The 25,215-nt window shown below is 29.8% G+C and carries 22 protein-coding genes and 1 other annotated feature; of the genes, 4 read left to right on the plus strand and 18 right to left on the minus strand.

Going from position 1 to position 25,215, the window contains the following annotated elements; all coding sequences use genetic code 11:
- The first annotated feature begins 1 nt into the window (after position 1).
- Positions 2-685, plus strand: coding sequence for a Crp/Fnr family transcriptional regulator (locus tag CURI_RS09240; protein ID WP_014967988.1), 684 nt, complete (start codon positions 2-4; stop codon positions 683-685).
- A 343-nt stretch (positions 686-1,028) separates the two neighbouring features.
- Here the strand turns inward: CURI_RS09240 and CURI_RS09245 are convergent, their stop codons facing one another.
- The 5 genes from CURI_RS09245 to CURI_RS09265 form a co-directional block, all read right to left on the minus strand.
- Complete coding sequence (locus tag CURI_RS09245) at positions 1,029-1,259, minus strand: helix-turn-helix domain-containing protein (RefSeq protein WP_014967989.1); 231 nt, start codon at positions 1,257-1,259, stop codon at positions 1,029-1,031.
- Positions 1,260-1,310: 51 nt separating this feature from the next.
- The gene (locus tag CURI_RS09250) at positions 1,311-1,913 is read right to left on the minus strand and encodes a DUF2975 domain-containing protein (protein ID WP_014967990.1); all 603 of its coding nucleotides are present in this window, start codon (positions 1,911-1,913) and stop codon (positions 1,311-1,313) included.
- 255 nt (positions 1,914-2,168) lie between these two features.
- Positions 2,169-3,359 carry an aspartate aminotransferase family protein gene (locus CURI_RS09255; RefSeq protein WP_014967991.1) on the minus strand — a complete coding sequence of 397 codons (1,191 nt, stop codon included), beginning with the start codon at positions 3,357-3,359 and terminating at the stop codon, positions 2,169-2,171.
- A 1-nt stretch (position 3,360) separates the two neighbouring features.
- The gene (gene argB / locus CURI_RS09260) at positions 3,361-4,233 is read right to left on the minus strand and encodes an acetylglutamate kinase (RefSeq protein ID WP_041701735.1); all 873 of its coding nucleotides are present in this window, start codon (positions 4,231-4,233) and stop codon (positions 3,361-3,363) included.
- A 182-nt stretch (positions 4,234-4,415) separates the two neighbouring features.
- Positions 4,416-5,552, minus strand: coding sequence for an RNA-guided endonuclease InsQ/TnpB family protein (locus CURI_RS09265; protein ID WP_014967993.1), 1,137 nt, complete (start codon positions 5,550-5,552; stop codon positions 4,416-4,418).
- 96 nt (positions 5,553-5,648) lie between these two features.
- Between CURI_RS09265 and CURI_RS15400 the strand changes: the two genes are divergently transcribed.
- Positions 5,649-5,807, plus strand: a complete 159-nt coding sequence (locus CURI_RS15400) for a ribbon-helix-helix domain-containing protein (protein ID WP_014967994.1) — start codon at positions 5,649-5,651, stop codon at positions 5,805-5,807.
- A 61-nt stretch (positions 5,808-5,868) separates the two neighbouring features.
- Here the strand turns inward: CURI_RS15400 and argJ are convergent, their stop codons facing one another.
- Positions 5,869-7,089 carry a bifunctional ornithine acetyltransferase/N-acetylglutamate synthase gene (gene argJ / locus CURI_RS09270; RefSeq protein WP_014967995.1) on the minus strand — a complete coding sequence of 407 codons (1,221 nt, stop codon included), beginning with the start codon at positions 7,087-7,089 and terminating at the stop codon, positions 5,869-5,871.
- A gap of 35 nt (positions 7,090-7,124) precedes the next feature.
- Complete coding sequence (gene argC / locus CURI_RS09275; RefSeq protein WP_014967996.1) at positions 7,125-8,168, minus strand: N-acetyl-gamma-glutamyl-phosphate reductase; 1,044 nt, start codon at positions 8,166-8,168, stop codon at positions 7,125-7,127.
- Between the two features lie 43 nt (positions 8,169-8,211).
- Positions 8,212-8,464, minus strand: a binding site (T-box leader).
- Positions 8,465-9,108: 644 nt separating this feature from the next.
- Between argC and CURI_RS16380 the strand changes: the two genes are divergently transcribed.
- Positions 9,109-9,243, plus strand: a complete 135-nt coding sequence (locus tag CURI_RS16380) for a hypothetical protein (protein WP_266353368.1) — start codon at positions 9,109-9,111, stop codon at positions 9,241-9,243.
- An 81-nt stretch (positions 9,244-9,324) separates the two neighbouring features.
- Here CURI_RS16380 and CURI_RS09280 read toward each other — a convergent pair whose 3' ends face one another.
- From CURI_RS09280 to CURI_RS09315, 8 genes are all read right to left on the minus strand, one after another.
- Entirely contained in the window at positions 9,325-9,591 is a 267-nt protein-coding gene (locus CURI_RS09280) for a hypothetical protein (protein ID WP_014967997.1), read from the minus strand.
- 161 nt (positions 9,592-9,752) lie between these two features.
- Positions 9,753-11,411: a glutamine--tRNA ligase/YqeY domain fusion protein gene (locus tag CURI_RS09285; protein ID WP_014967998.1), complete on the minus strand. Its 1,659-nt coding sequence runs from the start codon at positions 11,409-11,411 to the stop codon at positions 9,753-9,755.
- 184 nt (positions 11,412-11,595) lie between these two features.
- Positions 11,596-12,666, minus strand: a complete 1,071-nt coding sequence (locus CURI_RS09290) for a hypothetical protein (RefSeq protein ID WP_014967999.1) — start codon at positions 12,664-12,666, stop codon at positions 11,596-11,598.
- Between the two features lie 123 nt (positions 12,667-12,789).
- Positions 12,790-13,950 carry an ABC transporter permease gene (locus tag CURI_RS09295; RefSeq protein ID WP_014968000.1) on the minus strand — a complete coding sequence of 387 codons (1,161 nt, stop codon included), beginning with the start codon at positions 13,948-13,950 and terminating at the stop codon, positions 12,790-12,792.
- On the minus strand, positions 13,937-15,115 hold the full coding sequence (locus CURI_RS09300) for an ABC transporter permease (RefSeq protein WP_014968001.1): 1,179 nt from the start codon (positions 15,113-15,115) through the stop codon (positions 13,937-13,939). The genes CURI_RS09295 and CURI_RS09300 overlap by 14 nt, the downstream gene beginning before the upstream one ends.
- A 15-nt stretch (positions 15,116-15,130) precedes the next feature.
- Positions 15,131-16,171: an HlyD family secretion protein gene (locus tag CURI_RS09305; RefSeq protein ID WP_014968002.1), complete on the minus strand. Its 1,041-nt coding sequence runs from the start codon at positions 16,169-16,171 to the stop codon at positions 15,131-15,133.
- A gap of 22 nt (positions 16,172-16,193) precedes the next feature.
- Complete coding sequence (locus tag CURI_RS09310; RefSeq protein ID WP_014968003.1) at positions 16,194-17,684, minus strand: TolC family protein; 1,491 nt, start codon at positions 17,682-17,684, stop codon at positions 16,194-16,196.
- A 33-nt stretch (positions 17,685-17,717) separates the two neighbouring features.
- Positions 17,718-18,179 carry a MarR family winged helix-turn-helix transcriptional regulator gene (locus CURI_RS09315; protein WP_051003981.1) on the minus strand — a complete coding sequence of 154 codons (462 nt, stop codon included), beginning with the start codon at positions 18,177-18,179 and terminating at the stop codon, positions 17,718-17,720.
- A 434-nt stretch (positions 18,180-18,613) separates the two neighbouring features.
- Here CURI_RS09315 and CURI_RS09320 point away from each other — a divergent pair, with 434 nt between their 5' ends.
- Entirely contained in the window at positions 18,614-19,504 is an 891-nt protein-coding gene (locus CURI_RS09320) for a CAP domain-containing protein (RefSeq protein WP_051003982.1), read from the plus strand.
- A gap of 102 nt (positions 19,505-19,606) precedes the next feature.
- On the opposite strand, the gene CURI_RS09325 is transcribed toward CURI_RS09320, so the two are convergent.
- The 3 genes from CURI_RS09325 to CURI_RS09335 all read right to left on the minus strand — a co-directional run bounded on the left by CURI_RS09325 (position 19,607) and on the right by CURI_RS09335 (position 25,186).
- Positions 19,607-21,424, minus strand: a complete 1,818-nt coding sequence (locus CURI_RS09325; protein ID WP_014968006.1) for a MutS family DNA mismatch repair protein — start codon at positions 21,422-21,424, stop codon at positions 19,607-19,609.
- 386 nt (positions 21,425-21,810) lie between these two features.
- Positions 21,811-22,812 carry a S66 family peptidase gene (locus tag CURI_RS09330; RefSeq protein ID WP_014968007.1) on the minus strand — a complete coding sequence of 334 codons (1,002 nt, stop codon included), beginning with the start codon at positions 22,810-22,812 and terminating at the stop codon, positions 21,811-21,813.
- A 922-nt stretch (positions 22,813-23,734) separates the two neighbouring features.
- The gene (locus tag CURI_RS09335) at positions 23,735-25,186 is read right to left on the minus strand and encodes a spore germination protein (protein ID WP_014968008.1); all 1,452 of its coding nucleotides are present in this window, start codon (positions 25,184-25,186) and stop codon (positions 23,735-23,737) included.
- Positions 25,187-25,215: the final 29 nt, after the last annotated feature.

Genomic DNA, 25,215 nt, shown 5'->3' on the forward strand with positions numbered 1-25,215 from the left:
TATGATAAAAGATTCTTTAAGAAAAGTTCCATTATTTAAAAATTTAAGTAACGATGTCTTGAAAGATATTGCAAGTGTGGCTAAGGAAAGGATCTATAAAAAAGGAAATATAATAATTTCTGAAGGCAATAAAAGTAATGACATTTACATAATAAAAGAAGGCAAGGTAAAAGTTTATAAGACATCTAGTACAGGAAAAAATGTAATTTTAGATATAAAGGGAAGTGGTAGCGTGTTAGCAGGAACTACACTCTTTAGTGACTCTCTTAATCCAGCTACTATCATGACTATAGAGGATTCTTTAGTTTATACACTTAAAAATAGTGATCTAGAAAATCTTATAAGAAATAATTCTGATTTAGCACTAGACTTTATTAAAATTCTGAGTAATGAACTTCACAACTCACAAGAAAAGATAACAAATATAGCTTTAAACGATACATATGTTAGAGTTGCAAAATTACTTTTAACTCTTTCTAGTAAGCATGGTATTGACTCTAATGATGATAATACATTGAAATTAGATTTAAACCTGACTAGAGAAGAGCTAGCAAGTCTGATAGGCACCTCTAGAGAAACAATTAGTAGAGCCTTAAGTCAATTTAGTAAAGAGAATATTATAGATATAAAGGGGAGAGAAATAATTATATGTAACAAGAACAAGTTAGAGGAGTGGTTAAAATAAACTTTAATGGAGAAGCAAGCAAAATAGGTTATTACTTTGTAATAGCAGGTATAATATTAATCAATTTCTCTTTAAATAGATTTGGACGAAATTTAAGGAGAAGAAAATAATTTTTATTATTTAATTGTTAATTGGTCTAAATTAAGCTAAAATACTAAAACACGAGAAATTAATATGTAATCCAACAAAAGGCAGGTTTCTTATGTTTAACCTGCCTTTTTAAAATGAATACTCTTTTTTATCAATAATTGAAGTATCATTTTAAACTAAAAGAGATATTTAGAATACTTTTTAGCTATATAGATGTTTATTTCTCTAAGATTATCTTTCCTTATATATTTTACTATTCATCTTCTTCAATACCAATTTCATCATTAACATATATCATTATATCTCCTGGTTGACAATTTAAAGCTTTACATATGGCATTCAAAGTTGAAAATCTAATAGCTTTAATTTTTCCCGTTTTTATATTTGACAAATTTACTATGCTAACCCCTACCTCTTCTGCTAATTGATTTAATTGCATTTTTCTTTCAACTAATATCCTATCCAGGTGTATTTCTATAGACACTCTATCACCCCTAATACTATATATTTACACTACAAAATTGATTTGTCTTTCCTATAGTGTAGAGTCATATTCATTTTGTAAGTATGTTCCATATTTAAATACCTGTGCTAGGATAATTATTAATACCCCTAAAAATATTCCAAGTAAAGTAATCTTCCAGTCAACGCTGGTAGAGTAATATCTTAAAACACCATCACTGCCAATTCCCTTTAGATTACTAGGTAGTTTTAAAATTATAGTTCTAACGAAGTACTCTAGAATAGGTATTAAATTCACACTGGCTATAGTAATCCATCCAATGATAGAGATTTCACTATGATTTCTACTATCAAATGGTTCACCATTCTCTATTGTGCTAAGAATTCTCCCCAAAGACTTAAGGATCAGTATAACAAACACAATATTCATTATATACTTTATCATAAGAGAAACAGCAAGCTTTCTTGTGAAGATATCAGGATCTATAGAGTTTTGTATAAGAACTTCATCAAGATACATAGTGTTAAAAATAAAAGTAGGCTTAAAAATTGCACTTATAGCTGTAAGTAGACAAGCAATAATTCCTATGTAGCCTACGACAGTTATAGCTCTGACAATAGTTCCAATAATTTTTACACTTTTCTTTATTTTTCTTTTTTTAATTTCACTTTGCATATTAAAAATACCTCCTATATTTATTATTTAATACATTATACTATGATTGTTTATGAATATCAATAATTATTTAATGACTATAGTTAATTTTTTAATTAAAATCGTTAAATGTGACTAAGGTATTTAGTAATCAAATTTTATTTAATTTCTAATATAAATCGTATTTATTTAAAATTACTTTTTTTCTATTCATCAAATAAAAAACTCTTTATAGAAGAATTCTTCTATAAAGAGTTTTTTATTTGCTCTATTATATTACATTTCACTCAATGAACTATCCAGTATGCTTATAGCTTCATCTATTTCTTTAGAATTTATTATTAATGGTGGTAAAAATCTCACAACATTCGGTCCAGCACCAACTAACAGTAGTCCTTTTTCGATACATTTGTTAGTTAATTCTGACCCAGGGGTATCTAATTCTATCCCCTGTATAAGTCCACATCCCCTTATCTCTTTAATTGCTGGATTATTTTCTTTTAATCCTTGTAATCTTTCTCTTAAATATTCTCCTTGTTTTTCTACATTTTGAAGTATTCCATCATTAATCAGTCTATTCAATATGTTTACTCCTGCAGTTGTAGCTATTGGATTTCCTCCAAAAGTTGAAGCATGGTTTCCTGGTTCAAACACAGATGCCACCTTATCTGTAGCCATCATAGCTCCAATTGGAATTCCCCCACCGAGACCTTTAGCTAAACATATTATATCTGGCTTTACTCCATGTATTTGGTACCCAAATAACTTCCCTGTACGACCTATCCCTGTTTGAACTTCATCAAACATTAATACAATATCATTTTCATCACAAAGCTCTCTTACTTTTTGAAGATATTCTTTATCTGCTTGATACACTCCACCCTCGCCTTGTATAACTTCTAAAACTATTGCACAGGTTTTGTCACTTACCATACTTTCAAGAGTTTCAAAGTCGTTATAAAGAGCATATTTTACTCCTGGTAGTAATGGACCAAATCCTTCCTGATACTTTTTCTGTCCTGTTGCTGTTATTGATCCTAGTGTTCTTCCATGAAAAGAATTTATCATAGTTATTATCTCATAACAGTCTTTACCTTTTTTTTCATTTCCATACTTACGGCTAAGTTTAAGTCCTGCTTCTACCGACTCCGTTCCACTGTTACAGAAAAATACTTTATCAAAATCACTATTTTCAACTAGCATCTTTGCTAACTCTATACTTGGCTTAGTTAAGTATAGATTCGAGGAGTGATGAATCTTTGTAAGCTGATCTGTTATCGATGCTATAAATTTTTCATCATTATATCCTAAGCAATTTACTGCTATTCCAGACACAAAGTCTATATATTTTTTACCTTCCACATCCCATACGTGCACTCCGTCTCCATTTTCAAGTGCTATTGGAAATGAAGCATATGTGCTCATTATATAATTTTTATTTTGTTCTAACATTTCTTTATTAGTCATTTTATTCATCTCCATTCATTCTAAACATAGTTCCTATACCTTCTTGAGTGAATATCTCTAAAAGCATACTATGCTCAACTCTACCATCTATTATATGAACAGTTTTTACTCCACTTTCTACTGCATCTACACAGCACTCAACTTTAGGTATCATTCCACCTGATATTATTCCTTTTTCTATATTTTCTCTAGCTTCTTTTATATTCATAAGTGTTATAAGTGAACTTGGATCATTTACATCTTTCATTACACCCTTTACATCAGTTATGAATACTAATTTTTGTGCATTCAATGCACTTGCTATAGCTACTGCAGCGTAGTCTGCATTTACATTATAACTATTTCCTTCCTCATCTCTTCCTACCGGCGCTATTACTGGTAACATTCCACATCCTAGCAAACACTCTATTACTTTTGTATCTACAGATTCTATTTCCCCAACAAACCCTATATCTACTCCATTCGCTAGTAATTTTCTAGCTTTAAGTGTCATTCCGTCTTTTCCACTTATACCGACAGATGGTATGCCATTTTTTTGAATATCATTTACTATTTCTTTATTTATTTTTCCTGATAGCACCATCTCAACAATTTCCATAGTTTCTTCATCCGTTACTCTAAGACCTTCTTTAAATTCTGGCTGTTTATTAAGTCTTTGTAAGTTTTCATTTATAAATGGTCCCCCGCCATGTACTAGTACTATTTCTATCCCCAGTAGTTTTAAAAGTGCTATATCTTTCATCATAAGTTCCTTTATTCTTTCATCTACCATAGCACTTCCACCATACTTTATAACTACTGTTTTGCCTCTAAATGACTTTATATATGGTATTGCCTCTATGAGAGTTTTCGCTTTATTTATGTGTTGTTCCATCAATATTTCCGTTACCAAAACCTTATAAAACTCTATAAATAAAGATTTTGTTTCTTTCCTACTTCACAATGTCCGATTTCGTGATACTACTTACTACTTTCGTTTGATACGGCATTCCATAGGCTTTGTTATGATATTTTTATCATAAGGGGTTGTAACGATTACCCAGTTTAGAAAATCTTTTAAGATGATTTTTCTAAACCATAGTTTGCAAGATTGTAACTAGCATTTTTATCTCTATCACAAATAAAACCACATTCACATTTGTAAGTCCTGTCTGAAAGTTTTAAGTCTTTTTTGATAGTTCCACACTTACTACAAGTTTTACTACTAGGATAAAATCTAGGTGCTTGAATAAATTTAATTCCATCTTTTTTACACTTATACTTCATTTGGCTTATGAATGTACAAAGTCCTTGCTCTGCTATTGCCTTTGATAAATGCCTATTTTTCATCATACCACTAACATTTAAATTCTCCATTACTACTCTTGATGGTTTGGTTTTCACCATTTTATTAGTAGCTTGATATATGTGATTTAATCTGATGTTTTTTAACTTATTATGAAGTCTTTTAATCTTCTTTTCGAGTTTTACAATGTTCCTAGTCTTTTGGTAACGACTTCCCTCCTTATTCATTTCATATTTTCGTGAACATTGTCTTTGTAATCTTTTTAACTTCTTATTTAACTTTTTAACTCTATGAGTTTTATTTATATTTTTAATGCCTAATTCATCTATATTTGTTATTGCAAGTTGACTTATGTCTAAATCTATCCCCAAGCTAAAATCATTTAAGTTAGCTTTTTGGGGTTCGATTTCTATTCCTAAAGTAAGTACCCAACACCTACCATTAAACTTCACTCTAGGATTTGAAAATTTAGCTATTTGAGTTAAATCTATATTGTAATCTGCTCTATATCTTACCTTACCTATCTTTTCTAAATTAACAACATCTCTAGTAAATTTAATTTTTTCATACCTGCTATAAAATCTAGGTTCGGATTTCTTTTTGCTTTTAAATTTAGGAAAACCACTACCTTTGAAAAATCTTTGGTATGCTTTATCCAAATCTCTTATAGATTCTTTAAGTGTTGCATTTGACACTTCATACAACCATGTGTATTCTTTTAATTGCTTTAATTTAGTTAATTCTTTTCCCAAGTCTACTATAGATAGTTTTTTGTTTGTTTCTTTATAATGTTTTATCTGTTTATTTAATGCCCAATTCCAGACAAATCTCATACTTCCTATGTGTTTATACATAAGGATTTCTTGTTCTCTTGTTGGATATAGTCTTATATTTAATCCCTTTATCAACCTTATCACCACCTTAATAAGATTATATCAGTAATTGATGGTAATTGCAGGTAGTGACTTGAAATGATATAATAAATTTTAAGAGGGTGATAAGTAATGAATAAATATGGATTAAAAAATAGAACTAGAATATCTAATGCCATTGATACAAAACTTTATGAGGAACTAAAAGAATATTCTGATAAAACTGATATTCCTATATCAAAATTATTAGATAGAGCCATTAAACTTTTACTAGAGTCTACTAAAAAATAGTAGGCTTTTTTAATCTTTTATAAGATTTTTTTAACAGTTACATTACCCCCTATAATTTGTATCAAGTTCTATAATCAGCATTTATCTTTACATAATCATAACTTAGGTCGCAACCCCAAGCTGTTGCAGTTTCGCTACCTTCTCCTAGAGTTATATTTACTTCTATTTCCGACGCTTTCAATACTTCTTTTGCTTGTTCTTCACTGAACTCTAGTGGTACTCCATTTTCCATTAGGTCTATTCTTTTTCCATCACTAGTAAAGTTTATACTAGTTTTATTTAAGTCAAACTCTATGCCTGTATATCCCATAGCACAAACTATTCTTCCCCAGTTAGCATCTTCTCCAAAGAAAGCCGTTTTAACTAAACTAGAATTTATAACTGACTTTGTTAGAACTCTTGCATCTTCTTTAGTTTTTGCTCCATCCACCGAAACAGCTAAAAACTTTCCGGCTCCCTCGCCATCTTTTACTATTTGCTTTGATAGATTAGTATTCACAAAGTGTAGTGCTTCTTTAAATTTTTTATAGTCTTCATTTTCTATCATTATCTCTGTGTTTTCTGCCATCCCATTAGCCATTACTATTACTGTATCATTAGTACTTGTATCTCCATCTACCGAGATCATATTGTATGAATCTAATGTACTTGTTTTTAATGCTTTGTCTAATAATTCTCTTGATATATTTACATCAGTTGTGATATATCCTAGCATAGTTCCCATATTAGGATGTATCATACCTGAACCTTTTGCTATTCCTGCGATTGTTATTATCTTGTTATCGATCTCTAGTTCAATAGCTATCTTTTTTGGAAAAGTATCTGTAGTCATTATAGCTTCAGCAGCTAAATCACTATCGTTTTTGGCATTTCCCAACTTATCATAGTTTTCTTTTATTCCTTTTTCGATAATGTCTATAGGAAGTGGTACTCCTATAACCCCTGTAGAAGATACTAATACTTCTTCTGTTTTTAAATTTAAACACTCTGCGGTAGTTTCAGCCATTATTTTAGCATGTTCTTTTCCTGACTCTCCTGTACAAGCATTGGCATTTCCACTATTCACTACTATAGCCTGAATGTTTCCTTTTTTATTCAATACCTCTTGATCCCATATTACTGGTGCAGCTTTTACAGTGTTCTTAGTAAATACACCTACGGCTTTTGCTTTAACTTCACTATATATTAATGCCATATCATTTTTCTTTTTTCTTATTCCTGCATAAAATCCTGTAGATTTAAATCCCTTTGGACTCGTTATTCCGCCATCTATAATTTTCATTTAATTCACCTACCCTATATTATTAAAAGATCCTATTAACCTGGGAATATAGATACATCATCTAATCCAGTTTTTTCATCTAAGTTAAATAGTATATTCATATTTTGAACTGCCTGACCTGCAGCACCTTTAATCATATTGTCTATTGCCCCTATAACTATTACTCTTCCTGTTCTTTCATCAACCTTTAATCCTATATCACAAAAGTTAGACCCTTTAACCCATTTAGTTTCTGGAAGTATCCCTTCTTTAGTTAATCTAACAAAATATTCATCTTTATAATATTTTTCATAAATACTTTTTACATCTTTATAGCTTAGTTTTTCTTTTAATTTAGCATATGAAGTTGTAAGTATTCCCCTATTCATAGGTACTAAGTGTGGAGTAAAGTTTATATATACTTCTTCTTCCCCAAGATAACTTAACTGTTCTTCTATTTCTGGTGTATGTCTGTGTGATGCTACCCCATAAGCCTTTATGGACTCATTACATTCTGTATAGTGCGTTCCTAAGTTTAAGCTTCTTCCTGCGCCTGTTACCCCTGATTTAGCGTCTATTATTATACTATCTTTTTCTATAAGATCTTCCTTTAAGAGTGGAGCTAAGCTTAATGTACTGCTAGTTGGATAGCATCCTGGGTTTGCTATAAGTCTAGCTTTCTTTATTTCTTCTCTATTTATTTCACAAAGCCCATATACTGCTTCTTCTAAAAGTTCTGGCGATAAGTGGTTAGTATTATACCATTCTTCATAAACATCTTGATTTTTTAATCTATAGTCTGCTCCTAGATCTATTACTTTACACTTTTCTAGTATACTGGCTGTGATTTCTTTTGAGGCTATTCCATGTGGTAATGCTATAAACATTACATCTACTTCTTCCGCTATTTTTTCTAGATCTTGTTCACTACATTCTATTTGAAATACATCTCTAAAGTTTTCATATATTGAATCATACTTTTGCCCTATATAGCTTTGAGATGTAATATATTTTATCTCTACTTCTTTGTGTGATCTTAGAAGTCTAACTAATTCCGTTCCTACATATCCAGTTGCTCCTATGATTCCTACTTTTATCATTTTTACCCCTCCTATATATAATAAAAACCCTTCATCTCTATATTTAAGAGACGAAAGGTTATTTTCGCGCTACCACTCTTATTGAAATGAATATATATTTGAATATTTATTCATTTCCACTCCTTCATTTTAACGACAATCGCCGGAAATACTTACTAGTATTTATACATAATTGTATAAATATTTTTAGCATTTCTCTTCATGGACTCTTTTCAATATAGTTTAGTTGCTAGACTTCCACCAACTCTAGCTCGCTTAAACTATTCTATATTTACTCTTCCAATCATTAGATTTTTATATTGTTTTATTTAATTATGAGTATATAAGATTATTTATTCAATGTCAATAGATTTTTTGAATATTTATTCTTACTTTTTTATAATAAAAGAATTTTGTACTTTTTATTATATTTATTAAAGCTCGAGCCTCAATTTGTTTCTCTCTATATTTGTTATTAATATATTCATTATTGTATTGTGTGAATATAATGTATATTTATTAGGATAGAGTGTAGAATATATCTCCTTATCATTATCCACTCTATTTTAAGCTTGAAAATTAAAACTCTAATATCATACTATTTCATATTGCAGCATATAAGATGATTAACTGCACTTTTTTTATTAGTGTATCTGTTATTACTTCTGTTTAGTTTAGAATAAACAACATCTTAAGCGGTATAAACAGCATATATTTCTTAATAATTGTTGTTCATTCATTTTTACGTGCCGTTTATCTCCATATTTCTTTTTTGCTCTTATATTTTTCTATTAACAAAACGACTTCAAAAATCATTTATCACCTATTACTTTTCATTATATTAGTCACAGTTTTATATATAAATCCTATCATTACTCCAATTATAGATATAAAGCATCTTATCTCAATAGGGTACCCGTTTAAAAAATGTAATGAATGTATAAAAGCTATGGTGTAAATTATGATTATTAATTTTAATAATTTTACCAGTTGTGGAAGTATCCCTAAAGAAAAAATAAAATATGTAGGAATAAACATAAATATAGTTGTTATATCTAAAAATAGTGGATATAATTCGCCTTCATACGAAGGATAAAAATTTAATATAACAAAAGCGCATGTTATTGTAGATAATACTATTCATATGTAATAAATCATTTTTTAACCCCTTTAATAATCAAGGTCCTAGTATCAACGTTCCTAATATCCACCCTAACGGAAGAGCCAAAAATAGTAGTATGTTAAGTATTCCAGCTATAATATAAAAGTATTTATTTTTAGTGAAATACACAAGAAACATGCTAGACAGAGCAAGCTCTTGTGACATAAGAATATTTGTTTCTATATATCCTTTTTCAGAAAAAGCTGTATAAAGTAGATACCATCCCGTAATATTCAATACGATTGAGAGTGTTAAAAATGCTTTTTTTGAATCTACAAGCATGTACATTTTCCTTTCTTATAGGTTTCCTTTTAGTCTCATAAATACATTTCATTACAACTTTTGTTATTATGTATAGTATATCAATTTAGACTTATAAAACAAGCGCTATCCAATATTATTTAGTGTACTGTAATATTAGATAGCGCTTTGTTCTAGATGTTTTATTTTATTTTAAATGAACTCTTTAAAGATACTATTCTATTAAATACTAGCTTATCTTTTGTACTATTTCTAGAATCTACATTAAAATATCCATGTCTAAGCAGTTGGTATTTATCTTGTGGTTTAGCATCCTTCATACTTGGCTCTATGAATCCATTGACAATTTGTAGTGAATTAGGATTTATTCTTTCTAAAAAGTGTTCTTCCTCTTCTCCTTCTTCATCGTCTAATATAAGTGGTTCATACAGTCTAAACTCTGCTGGTACAGCTTGACTTGCATCTACCCAGTGAATTGTAGACTTTACTTTTCTTCCTGTAAATCCTGTTCCACTTTTAGTTTTTGGATCATAAGTACAATGAATTTCTTTTATATTTCCATCTTTATCTTTCACAACATTATTACATTTTATGAAGTATGCTCCTCTAAGTCTAACTTCATTCCCTAGGAAAAGTCTAAAATATTTTGGTATAGGATTCTCCATAAAGTCTTCTCTCTCGATATATATTTCTCTAGAGAAAGGGATTTGACGATTTCCTAATTCTTCGTTATCTGCATTGTTTTCAGCATCTAACATCTCAACTTGTCCTTCAGGATAATTAGTTATAACTACTTTTAAAGGATCTATTACTGCCATTGTTCTTGGTGACTTAACTTTTAAATCCTCTCTTACAAAGTGTTGTAGCATTTGTTCATCTACCAAACTATTATTTTTAGCTACACCTATTTCTCTACAGAAATTTCTTATAGATTCTGGTGTATATCCTCTTCTTCTAAGACCTGATATAGTAGGCATTCTAGGGTCATCCCATCCATCTACTACACCTTCGTCTACTAGTTGTTTAAGCTTTCTCTTACTCATAACTGTATTAGTTATATTAAGTCTTGCAAACTCTATTTGTCTTGGTACACTTTCCATTTCACATTCTTTAACAAACCAATCATATAGTGGTCTATGATCTTCAAATTCTAATGTACATATTGAATGAGTTATTGCTTCTATAGCATCTTCTAAAGGATGAGCAAAGTCATACATAGGATATATACACCACTTATCTCCTGTATTATGGTGAGTAGCATGAGCTATACGGTATATTACAGGATCTCTCATATTTATATTAGGAGATGACATATCGATTTTAGCTCTTAGAACCTTTTCGCCATCTTTAAATTCACCTTTGCGCATACGTTCAAATAAACTTAAGTTTTCTTCAACTGTTCTATTTCTATATGGACTTTCTTTTCCAGGCTCCGTTAATGTTCCTCTATGTTCTCTTATTTCCTCTGCAGTTAAATCACAAACGAATGCTTTACCCTTTTTAATAAGAACTACAGCCCTATTGTACATTTCTTCAAAATAGTCCGATGCAAAATATAAGTTATCCCATTCGAATCCTAACCATTTTACATCCTCTTTTATCGATTCAACATACTCAACTTCTTCTTTTGTAGGGTTTGTATCATCAAATCTTAAATTTGTTTTACCTTTAAACTCATCTGCTAATTCAAAATTTAGAACTATAGATTTAGCATGGCCAATATGCAAATAACCGTTTGGCTCTGGTGGAAATCTAGTAATTATTTCACTATGTTTTCCACTTTCTAAATCTTCTACTACTATGTTTCTAATAAAGTTTGATGCGACTTGCTTATTGCACATATATAACCAACCTTTCTTTTTAAAATCGTTGTAATTTATATATAAGTTTTAACTGAATTCAAGTAATATATTGCAGTATATATATATTATAATATTTTTATACTTTTGTCAGCTTTTATTCGATCATTTAGCTAATCAACTTAATAAAGACTTCTAAATATTTAGAAGTCTTTATTAGTAAAAGCTATTTAAAAGTTTTTGATATTATTTTATCAGATACTTCATTAAGCTTTTTAAAGTTCATATTCGGTGAATAATACTTTTCCAGTTCATCATGATTTTCTTTAGTTTTTGTTAAGTTTGTTATCGCTATGTTTATTAACTGTTCTACTACTTTTTTATCATCTTCTATATCTTTCTTATGAATTTCTAGCTTTGAATCGTCTATATATTTATTTAAGTCTATAGCTTTTTTAGCACCTTTCTCGCCTAGTTTACTTAAAGTTAATCCTATATTTAGTCCTTTTATAATTATTGTTTCTATATTTTCTGGAATAAGTGGAGAGTGAAATACTTCTACATCTAACCCCCTCTTTATTCCTTCCTTATAAACTCTTTCTAATAGAGAAGACTTTCCCGTTCCTATATCGCCTTTTATATAATAAACGTCTTCTAACTCTTCTATTAGCGAATCTGTATATTCAACCCATCCATCTGGAGTGTAAGCACTTCCAAACAAGTGTCTTTCCTGTCCCAGAAATTCACTATGTTCTATACCTTCAAAAATCTCTATTACTAAATTTTCTACCTCTATATTTCTTTTTCCTACATCCAACGCTTCTTGGTTTTTCCAAACTATGTCTTCGTATATAGCTCTAGCCGCCTTTAGATATTTATATGTTCTAATATAATATTTTGAATTTGATTCTATAAGTACTCTTATTTTTTCTTTATTTTTTACTAAACTATCTTCATTCCAGTACTGACCCAGATTTATAATTTCATCTACTGCACCTGGCACTTTTGGATCCGTAACGTGTGGAGCTGTTCCATCTAGTATTGCTACTTTTAATTCTGGTATAACTACTACATCTACAGATGAAGGATCCGAAGCACAATGGTGAAATTCTAAATCATAATTTAACGCTTTAGCTCTATCGGCGAATCTTCTCATTATAGTAGACTTTCCAGTTCCCGGTCCACCTTTTAATATGAATATTCTATTAGCATCTTTTCCTAATATATTATCAAAATACGAATAAAATCCTTCTGAGGTGTTACTTGCTGGAAACATTCTTCTTACTTTACCTGCCATTTTATCCACTCCTTTTAAATAGTCTTGCTTTATAAACTGTTATCATATTATGTATTGTTTTCATATTTTGTGAATAATATAAGCTAAATATAAAAACCATGTGGGTATATCCACATGGTTTTATTAATTAGCCTCAACAGGTTTTTCTTTAGTTCTTTTCCTTAGTCTAAGCATTAGAATTGAAACTGGAAGCCAAAACGCCGCATATTTGGCCATAGAAATTAAGTTTCCTTTCATAACTTCTAAAGGAACTCCTTTAAATAGAACTTCATCAAAAGGTCTCGCAAAATAAATTAGGGGCCAAATAGCCTTCACACCTTTTACAAGTGCTTCTGGCATCTGATCTATAGGCCATACATAACCACAACTTACAAAGGTCGGTAAAGAAAGCATAAACGATATTTGAGCTAACTTTATTTTTTCACCAGTCATAACAGCCAATATAATTGCTGGTCCACTAATCGCAATAATAAACATTATAGATAGTATAAACATGGATTCCATACTTCCTCTTATATTTACATTGAATAGATTCGATACTATATAAACTGATGCATATATAGATATAAGGCTATAGAATCCACATGCTATTATCTTTGCCATAATGTCCATTATTGTCTGCACTATGTTATTTTCTCTCTTTAATTTTTCCATATCTTTTAACACCGAAATTCCCAAACCTGAAACTATAACTTGTTGAAGAAATATAGCTATATAGCCCAAAATAAGATAATTCATGTATGTCATTCTAGGATCATATACTGTCCTATCTGTAAATTTAAAAGCTAACGCAGTATTTTGTGCAACTTGAGGCATCATACCTTTTCCAGATATGGCTTTGATTTGCGCTCCTGCCCCTATGGTTTGTATTATTTCTGCTGCAGATGAATATGCATTGTTACTTATTATCATATTCGTTCCATCTAAAGCTATCATAACTTCTGACGATCTGCCTGCTAAGATGTCCTTATATAAATCTTTAGGTATATATACCGCCATTTTAGCTTTCCCGTCTTCTACAAGTTCCTCTAGTTCTTCTCTAGTGTTTGCATAGTACTTTAAGTCAAACCTATTATTTTCATAAAATTGTTGTACTATCATTCTACTCATACTAGAATTGTCCTCATCTAGTACTGCAATAGGCACTTCTTCTACATAATCATTTAAATATACTCCTCCAAATAATAAAGTTAGAGCTATAGGTGCTAGCAGAAGGAGTACTATGATATCTCTGTTCTTTAATGTATTTTTCAATTCATTAAAAATACTTTTAAGAAAGTACAATAGCTTCCTCCTCCTCTTCTTCTGATACTATAGATTTATCAGGTGCCTTTAATCTTAAGATTCCAATCAAGCTAATACTAAATGTTACTGCTATAAATATGTAGAACCACTCAATATCCTGTGTCATCTTAGAAAGAGATGTCCCTTTTAAATACATATCCCTTATATTATCTACATAATGATAAAATGGAAAGTACTCTGCTACAACCTGATAAGACTCCTTCATAGACATAACTGGCCACGTATATCCTACTATAACAGTATTAGGAACAAATAATACTGCATTAATTTGTGTAGCTAATAGTTTGTTTTTTATCCATGTGGATACCATAATAGAGAATGTAGCAACAGATAAAGACATCAGTGCACTTAGTTTCATGGCATCCGACATTTGTCCTCTAAATGGAAGATTAAAAAATTTAGATTGTATTAATATGCTTGATACAAATGATATCCAGCCTATAAGACTGTAAAAAATAATTTTTCCAATCAAGTATCCTATTTTTTCTTTTTTCTTTTCTATCTCTTCTTCTACAATGGCAACAGCTCCCATTAAAACTATTCCTGTTTGAACTATAGCCACACCAAATCCGGGATTTAAGAAATTTCTAAAACTTTTTGTAGGGTTATACATAAATCTATTTGTAAATTTTATTGACAGTGCAATTTTTTGCGCCACATCTGCTGGAAGATTTAACTTTCCCTGTAATAACTTAATCACAGTCCCTGTTTTTAATGTTATCAGAATTTCACTAGCCTTAGCCTTAGCCGCTCCAGCAATTGACATATGACTACCATCATATATCATCATTATAGTTGGTGACTTCAGATTTAGCATATCTTTACTAAAATCTTTAGGTATAACCATTCCTGTTCTTGCCTTGCTTGTATTAAAAAGTTCCTTCATTTCTTCAATATCATTTACAAAATATTTAACATCGAAAGTTTCATTTTCTTCAAATTGTTGTACTATCATCCTACTTAAAGAGGAATTATCTTGGTCATATACAACCATTGGTACGTTTTGTATCTGTTCATTAGAGAATTCATATCCTAAAAGAAAATTTATTAAAATAGGTATAATTAAAATCACTACAATAATTATTTTTTGTCTAAACAACTTACAAAATTCATTCTTTATTGTAGAAAAAATGCTTGTAATCATAAGGTTCACCACCTATTATTTAAACTGCACAAAAGCTGTCATACCAGGTCTTAATACTTTGTCCTTGTTTTCCAATTCGATTTTAACACCATATGATAAAATATCAAATTCTCCATTTTCATTTGTAGATCTTTTAGTAGCAAAGTCAGGTTTTTGATTTATTCTTACTACTTTTCCTTTAAACTTTTCTTTTGAATACGTTGGAATTTTAACATCTAATTCTTGATTTAATTTTATTTTACTTAAATCAGTTTCTTTAACCTTAACTTCAACCCAAGTATTACTTAAGTCTGATACAGTGGCTATAGACATACCAGTAGATACAAGTTCTCCTTCTTGAGAGTTTAACATAGTAACTACTCCATTAATTGGTGACACTATTTTACTATCTTTAAGATATGCCTGCACTTCTTGTAAAGCTGCTTGTGCTTGCTCTAGTTTGCCCTTAGCTGCTTCTTCCATTGCCATTGCTTGAACTACTAAAGCCTGAGCTCCACTTTTATCTTCACTTCTAGCTCCTTCTTGTGCCATGCTTAATTGTTGCTTTGACAGCTCTAGCTGTGCTGCAACTTCATCCTTTTTCTGAGCAGAAACCGCTCCTTTTTCATATAATGCATCTACTCTTTCGTAAGTCTTCGCCATTAGATCATATTGTGCCTGAGCCTGTGCTATTTCTTGATCTCTTGCTCCATTTTCAGCTTTTTGTAGTGTAGCATTTGCAGCTTGAACTTGCCCTTTAGCAGCCTCGACTTGACTTCTCGCAGCTTCTATTACTGCTTTTGCCTGCTCTTCTTTAGCTTTTAGTTCATCACTAGAAATCTCCACAAGTACATCTCCAGCTTTTACTTCTGCTCCTTCTTCTACTGCAAGTTTTATTATTCTACCAGGGAGTTTGCTATTTATACTAACTTCTTTGGCTTCAATAATACCTTGCGTTTCTATCACTTTTGGCTTACTTGAAACTTTTTCTTTTTTATTTTTACTTGTACATCCTACCAGTAAGTTTAAAAGTAGGATAGATATAATTACAAAGGATAATAACTTATTTTTTTTCATAGTAGCACCTCATTTTTATAATTTAATAAATAGTTATTCCTATATCATTGAAGTATTTCATTTTAGCTAAGTTGTATCCATATGTTATTTGAACAATTTGTTCTTCAACTTGTGATAAGTTTTCTTCTGCAGCTATTACGTCTAAGATAGTTCCTGCAGCTGACTCTAAATCTAATTTTTTTAATAGGCTATTGTCAACACCAAAACCTTCTCTGTACTTATAGTTTGATATCTCTACACTTTCTTTTGCATCATTTACAATCTCGGCAGTTGTTATAAGCATATTACCTGTAGACTCCATAAGTTCATAAGACTGTCTAACAGATGCTTCTACATCTTTATATGTCTTATCTAAGTTAAGTCTTGCTTTTTCTTTTAATAGCTTAGCTTCTCTATATTGAAAAGTGTTTTCTGGATATATTTTTCTAACAGATTCATAATTTAAATCATGAATTTTAACTTCTCCAAGAGCTTTCTTTATTTCTAACCTACTTTCATTTGCACTTTTTAATCCTTCTAATAGATCTTGTTTTTCTACTTTTTCTTGTAATACATCAGTTAATATTATCTCTTCGTCTAAAGCAACTCCTATGCTTTTTCTTAGTTCTATGATAGCATTGTTTAAGTCACCTTGGGCTTTTTCATAGTCTGCTTGTGTTGCTTTATAGTAAACTTTTGCTAATAGCATATCATCTTTTGCTTTCATACCAGATGCATAGCTATCTGATGCAAACTGATATTGTTTTTCTCCTCTTTCCATAGACTTTTTCTTTACTTCTAATAATTTTTGTGCTTTTAAAACATCATAGTAGTTTTTTTGTATTAATAAAGCAATTTGATTCTTATAAATATCATATGAATCTTTAGTTACCTCGAAACTAGTAGTCGCCATAGCATTCATTATGCTTCGTGTAGAGTCTATGTCTAAAGAGTCTATACTACTTGCTCCTAAATTTCCTTCTACTTGTTTAGTTGCATCAGATACAGACTCGCTAAGTGTACTCTGTCCACCAATAAGTTGTTCCCTGCTTTTATTTATCTGACTTTGTATCCCACCTAGTATTTGTTCTTTTTGGTTATTATCTAGAATGGGAAGATCTTTAATGTTTGTACCTGCTGGTATAGTGCTTCCATTTTCAAGTACTATATCTTGAGGTGTTATACCAGCATCAACTGCTTTTTGTGCATTATCAATTTGAGTTTTTCCACTTTCAACACGATCTTCACCATCTTTTAGTTTTCTACTAAGATATTTTGTTCTATCTTTAGAAAGTTCACTTATATCTATTTGATTTTGAACTTGTTTTAATTGTGTACTATTCTCTAAGCCTGTTTTTACTGCTTGCTCCATACTTATTTTTTCTGCCTGTTTTTGAACTTCCTTTTTAACTTCAGCTCCAACTTCAGTGGTGTCTTTTAACTCAGCGTCCGCAAATGCTACTGATGTAAATGTACTTGATACTATAATTGTAGATAATAATACTTTTGAAATAGCTAATTTAATCTTTTTCACTTTATATTTCTCCTTTTCCTATTTCATGATGGTTTATAATTTCATTTTGAATTTTTTAAGTATGCGGATAAATTCATTTTTCTCATCTACTTCAATGCTTTGTAGTATCACTCCTGTCCATTTTTTATAATCTTCTATTACTTTTTCTATAAACACTTTCCCTTCTTCAGTGATTATAACTACTATTTTTCTTCTATCTTCATCATCTCTAACTCTTTTTACAAACTTTTGTTTTTCAAGTCTATCTATAAGACCAGTTATGTTTCCTCTTGTTACTAACATTTGGTCTCCTATTTCTGATAAAATCATTCCTTCCTTTGGTCCGTTATATAGAATAGCTAGTGCATTAAATTTTGTATTAGATATATCATACTTATAAAAAAAATTGTTATGTGCTTCCTCTAGTATGTCTGCTGTTTTCTTCAGTTCAATTATAGTTTTATTAGTAATTTCATTAACCCAATTATATCCATCCATTAACCCTCTGATTTTCATTTCATCCCCCCAACTTTTTCCTATAAATGATAGTATACTTCAAAATAGTTTACATGTAAATAGTTTATATATAAACTATTTTACTTTTTTTATTTATGTTTTCTTTTTATTTATTTTAAGTTATATATCTTGTTATTTTACTATATAATTTCTAAAGTACTTCTTAACTTTCCATTATGTAAACTTATAATACCTGTATAGACAATAATCATATTTTTATTTTAGACTTTATCTACAGCTTATTCTTTTATAGCATAAATCTAGAATACTGATGCAAGTTAATATCATTTAATATTTCTTCGATCTCCACCCTTATTGTATGAATACTTATTCATGTTTTCATTTTTATTATCTTATTAGCCAATCATAACTGTCAACGAATTTCTATATATTTATATTATTCAATGGGTATATATCTTAACGAGGTGATCTTAGTGTCTAAAAACAAAAGAATATCATATGTCTTTTTCTTGATTATAGTTATGATAGTCTCATATAGTTGTTACTACGAGCCTAATGATAAGGAGTTTACTTTTCATGGTATTACTATAGGTACTAGTGAAAGTATCCTATTAAGTACACTTGGAAATCCCGATAGAATAGATGAGAGTAAATATGGCTTTAAATGGTATATATATAATAATAATTACTATAACTATATACAAGTGGGGGTTGATGAAGGAATTGTACGTGGAGTTTATTCCAATGCAGGTAATTGGGTTTCTAAAAGTGGGGTAGAGATAGGTTCTAGTAGATATGAAGTTGAAAAATTATATAAACCATTTTTCGCTGGTAGTAAAGATTACGCTAGTGAATTTATTATAGACAAGAATAATGTAGTTATATTTTTTGATAAATACAATTCAGAAAACGTTACTTCTATTCTTATACTCGATGGAAGCTTAGATTATGAGACTTATCCAAAAGAAAGTAAAGAATTGCAAAAAAGCCTAGAGCTTCAGTTGTTCGATCTTTCAAATGCTATACGCGTCAGAAACGGCAAACAGCCTTTTTCGTGGAATAGTCAAATTGCTGCAACCGCTAGAAGACATAGTGCCGATATGGCTAATAAAGACTATTTTTCTCATGATAATAAAAATGGTAATTCTCCTTTTGATAGAATGGAAAATGACTATATAAATTTCTCTTTAGCAGGAGAAAATATAGCAGCCGGTCAACCTGACCCTATATATGCACATGAAGAGCTTATGAATTCGAAAGATCATAGAGTTAATATATTAGGAGACTTTGACAGATTGGGTATTGGAGTAGCTTTTGGAGGTTCTTATCATATATATTATACTCAGAATTTTTATACACCTTAATTTCAATATAAATGGGATTTATAACTTCTAAATCCCATTTATATTGCTTATTATATTATTTTTCATTAAGAATATATAATCATAGGTATATAGCTTTTATTATCATATTTCCTCTATACCTGCCATCCTAATAAGATACAATGCATTTCTTGTAGTAGAGACACCTTCTCTTAGTTTATAATCAAAGTGAATTTTATCATTTTTATAGTGTTCTTGAAAGTGATAGTTCTTAATATTTCCATTATTCTCTTTTTCTAAATCTCCTAATTCAAGGTCATGAGTGGATACAAGTCCCACAGCATTGTTCTTATATAGTTGATTTATTAACATCTTAGCTCCTATATGACGATCATAAGAGTTGGTACCTTTAAATATTTCATCTAATAAGAAAAATATTTGCTTATCTTTCTTAGACTCACTTATTATACTTTTTATCCTTAATAGCTCTCCATAAAATGAGGATATTCCCTGTTCAAGATTATCACTAGTTCTCATACATGTGTATATATACATAACAGAGGTTTTCATATATTTAGCACATACTGGTGCACCCGAATATGCCAGAATTAAGTTTATTCCTATAGTTCTGAGTAATGTACTCTTTCCAGACATATTTGATCCTGTTATAAGTAAAATCCTCGAAGGTTCAGTAATGCTTATATCATTGCAGACTTGTTTGTTAGTTATTAGAGGATGTCCTACTGACTTTCCTTCAAAAACTGAGCTCTTCTCAGTAATAATCGGAGTTGCCCATTCTGGATAGTCATGTTGTATATTCGATAGACTAGATAATGCCTCTATTTCTCCTATAACATCCATCCATACCCCAACAAGTATTCCATTCTGTCTTTTCCACTTATCTAAACTAATCATACATTGATAATCCCAAAGTAGAACAACATTTATGGGTAGAAAATAGATATTATTTCTATTTAGTAGATTATCAACTATAGTCTCTAGTCTTTTTAACTGTTTAACTACACTGAGTCCATTGTTGTTTATAAGCTTAACTTTTAATGCTTTTATATAGCTTGAAGAAAATCTTCCTTTTTCGAAATGACTAAGAATCTTTTCATATGCCTTAATACTTTTTTGATATTTATATGCTAGATTAGATTCTATGTTAGCATTTTTTGAGTTAATAAGAATCAAAATCGATTGAACACATAAAAATAATAATGAAATGTACTTAGGTATTATATCTAGTAAGTTTCCTAAAATTATAGTAGTTATAGTTACTATAGGTAGTAATCTTAATATAAATATTATCCAAGGTTTTGAGTACATGTCATTTTTACTATTAGTCCATTTCAATAATTCTATTTTATCTTTATCCTCTTTAATGGTTGACATAACTTCTGCCTGAAGCTTTTGACGCCACCATAGTTTACCAGCTAATTCCTTTATAGCTTCTTGACGCTTATTAATAGACTCTTTACAAAAATATGTTTCAGGGTACGACTGATTTAAAATTTTAGCTAAACTTTCTCTTCCCATATAAGTATTAGAGCAGTTTATCCATTGAAATAATGATCCCTGTCCAAAAATATCAAGGTCGCCAGAATACCTGTGATTTCCATCTATAAATTCATTTCCTTTATCGTTAAACTCTATCCATTCACCACTCAACCTTTTAAGAGCAGATGTGTTTATATCTTTTAAGATATCTATATATTTATTCATATTTCTATATTTTCTATGTACTACTACTAGATAAATAAACGAAACTACAGATAACAACAGTATAGCCTTAGGTATATATTTGGTTTTATACTTATAAGCAATTATAGAGACTACTATTATAAATATACCTAGTATAAGCCTCGATAAGCTAATTGTATTAATAGCTCTCGATATTTTACTTGATAACCCTGTATAGTATTTTATCTTTTTCTCGTATATCTCTTTGTTATTTTTCAAATTTAGCTCAACCCCCTAGTTAATATTTAGATTAATATATATCCATTATATCACTATAATTGATATTTTTTCACAGTCTTATTAAGTATTTTTATCATTAAAATATTTATATATTAAAGGAAGTGTAGCTCTTTATTAATTTATAGAAAAGAATATTTGTGTAGTTAAACTCACTTTGAACTTTATATTATTTTGTTATTCCAAGTTCATAAAGTAAATTAAAGACATTTTCATATAGGATTTGTGAAAAACCTAATTTTGAATAAATTTATAACGATTTTCAAACTAAGGATCTATCAAGGAATAATGCTTATAATCTATTATTTTTAAGAGAACCTCTTACAAGTTCTCTTAACTTACATTTTGAAAATTTATGAAGTGACTCATTACCCGAACCAGTCTTCTATAATTGATACTTTCTTTTCAGTAGCATTAAGTTCAATTTTACATCCTATAGGTAGGGTCACCATTGGATGCGTATGACAGCAATCAAAATCTGCAATGAATGGTAACTTTTTATCTCCTAAAACTTCTAATAGTATTTCGTATGGCTTTCGACCTGTCTTTAAATCATCAAATAACTCATGTTTTCCAAGGATTATTCCAGAAATCTTATCAAAGACACCATTTACTTTCAAAAGAGCAAAACTTCTTTCTATAGTTGCAATATTTTTTAGGGAATCTTCTATAAAAAGTATATCTCCATCCCTTATTTCGGGCATATATATACTACCCCATATTCCTTCAATTGTATTTAAATTTCCTCCTATAACTCTACCCCTAGTAACACCTTCACAAACTGTTATCCACTTATTCCCTCTTTTTTCCTTGCTTCTATCTTGTGTTTCCCAATTAATGTACTCATCGGTCCAATATTCAGGCATTTCAAAGTCATAAGGAATTTTTGTATTATCCATAATAACTTCCTTAAAATAATTATATGTATAGTCGACAAAAGGTGATAATTCACCAAAAGAAGCTACTAATGCAGGTCCATAGTATGTACTTATTCCAGTTTGTGCATATATAGCAAGTAAAATTGCAGTAATATCAGAATACCCAATTATTATTTTAGGATTTCTTTTAAATCCTTTATAATCTATATATGGAAGAATCGAATTAGAGTTCATTCCTCCAATTGTAGACATGATGCACTTAACTTCCGGATTTCTAATTAACTCATTTAATTCTTCTGCTCTTTCTTTAATACTTCCAGACCTGTAAAAATCATATTTTCCTGTAAGATTTCCTTCTTTAATCTTAAACCCCTTATCTTGCAAATATCGTTTCGCACGTTCAAATCTTTTGGGGCATGAATACGTTATAGGTGATGATGGTGAAAAAATACCAATCGAGTCCCCAGCCTTTAGTTTACCTCTATCGTTCATTGTCAATCCTCCTTGAACACAATATCTTTTGTTAGCCAGAAAGCATAATTGTCCTTTTATTTAATTATATATCATATAAGTATAGGATTACATATATTTTACATAAGCTATAATAAATTGCTTATGTAACTCTAAAAGCCTTTAATTTTATATCAATATGGAGGCATGAGACTGTACCAATAAATTTTTTACTCTTATAGAGTTATAGAGTCTTTCAAATCTGTATGATTTATTCTTCCTTTATGTATAAAGTTCAGTGATAATAGTTCGTTCTATCTATTACATAAATTACGCAGACTTGATTCTTGGATATACCTCTTTTGCTTATGCTAATCTTACAACTTTTTATACGTTTTTTTCGTGCCATAGTAAAGGTTGTACTTTTTTATGATACTTTAAAATTTTTTTGAAAAAACTTCGTTAACTTCTATAACACCGACAATACTTCCTATACTCATAAAAGTTATAAGAGTATCTAATATTTTATACATCCAATAAAATGGTCTAGGTATGATTATTTCAAATTACTTTACAGTTTTTTATGAAATAGCCATTTATCATACATTTGCCATTCAATATCCGCTATCTAATATCTCTTTACTACTATACTTTTCATTTCTGGCTACATCATGTCCACAATTATCGTAAATTTCCCCCTTGAAAATCTATTTTCCTTAGCCTCATTTATAACCTCTTTAGCAATAAACCTAATACAAATGCTTCTTGAAGATACTGTATAGTTTGTTCTTGTCCTGTCTAAAATCTCTATATTTTTTACTGACTCCTCAGTTAATATAATAAAATCTTCGTGATAACTTTTATAACTTTATTACACCGTTTTTTACAAATGGTGGTTAATTTAAATGCAGCTCTTTAACAGAATATAAATTAAGTGCTTTACTCTAATTTTAAAGTAAAGCACTTAATCTTTTATTAAAAATAAATCTAAATTATTTTTCTTATCCGTAACTTGTTGTATTGGGTTTCTAAATAATATATTAAGTAAAGCTTTTTTGTCAAACGGTATAAGTGGCCAAGTATATCCCTTACCACTATCAAAAGATTTAGTTGTGAGTATAATAATCGAAATTATTAATATTCCAATAACAAAACCATAGACCTTAAATAATCCGGTAAGTATCAATAATAATAACCTAAATATTCTTATTGCCATTGAAAATTCCGCACTTGGAATAGAAAATGTTCCTATACCTGCTAGTGCCATATATAAAATTGTTTCTGGAACAAAAAAACCAACTTTTATAGCCATCTCACTTAAAACTAATCCACCTATAATACCCAAAGAAGTAGATAGTGTACTAGGTGTATGTATTGATGATGCTCTAAGCAAGTCTAATCCAAATTCCAACAGTATAAACTGTAAAAACAATGGAATAATTGAAGCTTCTTTTGGCCCTATAAATTGTAGATATGGTGGTAGTAATTCTCTATTATATACAAGCAATAACCATAATGGTGGTAACAACAAAGCTGATATCATCCCTAAAAACCTAACCCACCTTATATGTGTTCCCACAAGAGGATTTTGATAATAATCTTCTGCATGTTGTGTGAAATGAAAGATTGTTGTAGGTAAAAGCATAACACTTGGAGATGTATCTACTACAACCGCTATATGTCCCTCTAGTAAATGCGCTGCAACAACGTCTGGTCGTTCAGTAAACCTAACTTGTGGTAACGGATTAAACCACTTTTTCTTTATTAGCAATTCTTCTAGTGTTTTTTCTGCCATTATAAGAGATGGAACATTTATTTCGTCTATTTTATCATTTATATCTTTTAAAAGATCTTTATCTACTAAATCGTCTATATATGAAACTACAACGTCAGTTTTAGATCTCTCTCCTACACTTTTCATTTCAAAAATAAGTTTTGGATCTCTTATTCGTCTTCTTATTAAAGCAGTATTAAATATTATAGTTTCTACAAGTCCATCTCTTGATCCTCTTGTAACTTTCTCTAAATCTGGTTCTTCAGGTCCTCTTACAGGATACTGCCTTGCATCAATTATTATTCCCTCTTGCTCATCATCTATTACTAGCGCTATAGCTCCCGAAAGAACTGACTTCTGTAGCTGGCTTAAATCTGTAAAAGTATCAACCTCTATATATGCAATTTTCTTCCTTAAAATTTCTGTCAATGAATTAACATTGACACAATCATTTTCTAAATCTTGTAGATCTTCTAGTATCCAAAGCATAATATCATCTTTTGCAAATCCATCTATAAATACTAGAAAAGCATCTTTATCACCTATAGAAAACTCTCTACCTATAACATCAAAACTCTTCTTTATAGGAATAACTTCTTTTATAATTTCTTTGTTTTTTTCTAGTTTTGTAGTTAGTTTCATAGTCTTTCCTCTCTATTTTGTCACTTTTA

The sequence above is a fragment of the Gottschalkia acidurici 9a genome, from assembly GCF_000299355.1.
Lineage (GTDB): Bacteria > Bacillota > Clostridia > Tissierellales > Gottschalkiaceae > Gottschalkia > Gottschalkia acidurici.

Excerpts from the sequence above, each read along its gene's own strand:
- CURI_RS09250 (WP_014967990.1), bottom strand. The coding sequence starts at position 1,913 with ATGCAAAGTGAAATTAAAAAAAGAAAAATAAAGAAAAGTGTAAAAATT.
- argJ (WP_014967995.1), bottom strand. The coding sequence starts at position 7,089 with ATGAAAATTATAGATGGCGGAATAACGAGTCCAAAGGGATTTAAATCT.
- CURI_RS16380 (WP_266353368.1), top strand. The coding sequence starts at position 9,109 with ATGATTATTAATTTTAATAATTTTACCAGTTGTGGAAGTATCCCTAAA.
- CURI_RS15400 (WP_014967994.1), top strand. The coding sequence starts at position 5,649 with ATGAATAAATATGGATTAAAAAATAGAACTAGAATATCTAATGCCATT.
- CURI_RS09335 (WP_014968008.1), bottom strand. The coding sequence starts at position 25,186 with ATGAAACTAACTACAAAACTAGAAAAAAACAAAGAAATTATAAAAGAA.
- CURI_RS09305 (WP_014968002.1), bottom strand. The coding sequence starts at position 16,171 with ATGAAAAAAAATAAGTTATTATCCTTTGTAATTATATCTATCCTACTT.
- CURI_RS09300 (WP_014968001.1), bottom strand. The coding sequence starts at position 15,115 with ATGATTACAAGCATTTTTTCTACAATAAAGAATGAATTTTGTAAGTTG.
- CURI_RS09240 (WP_014967988.1), top strand. The coding sequence starts at position 2 with ATGATAAAAGATTCTTTAAGAAAAGTTCCATTATTTAAAAATTTAAGT.
- CURI_RS09315 (WP_051003981.1), bottom strand. The coding sequence starts at position 18,179 with ATGAAAATCAGAGGGTTAATGGATGGATATAATTGGGTTAATGAAATT.
- CURI_RS09255 (WP_014967991.1), bottom strand. The coding sequence starts at position 3,359 with ATGACTAATAAAGAAATGTTAGAACAAAATAAAAATTATATAATGAGC.
- CURI_RS09285 (WP_014967998.1), bottom strand. The coding sequence starts at position 11,411 with ATGTGCAATAAGCAAGTCGCATCAAACTTTATTAGAAACATAGTAGTA.
- argB (WP_041701735.1), bottom strand. The coding sequence starts at position 4,233 with ATGGAACAACACATAAATAAAGCGAAAACTCTCATAGAGGCAATACCA.
- CURI_RS09290 (WP_014967999.1), bottom strand. The coding sequence starts at position 12,666 with ATGGCAGGTAAAGTAAGAAGAATGTTTCCAGCAAGTAACACCTCAGAA.
- CURI_RS09280 (WP_014967997.1), bottom strand. The coding sequence starts at position 9,591 with ATGCTTGTAGATTCAAAAAAAGCATTTTTAACACTCTCAATCGTATTG.
- argC (WP_014967996.1), bottom strand. The coding sequence starts at position 8,168 with ATGATAAAAGTAGGAATCATAGGAGCAACTGGATATGTAGGAACGGAA.
- CURI_RS09330 (WP_014968007.1), bottom strand. The coding sequence starts at position 22,812 with ATGAACGATAGAGGTAAACTAAAGGCTGGGGACTCGATTGGTATTTTT.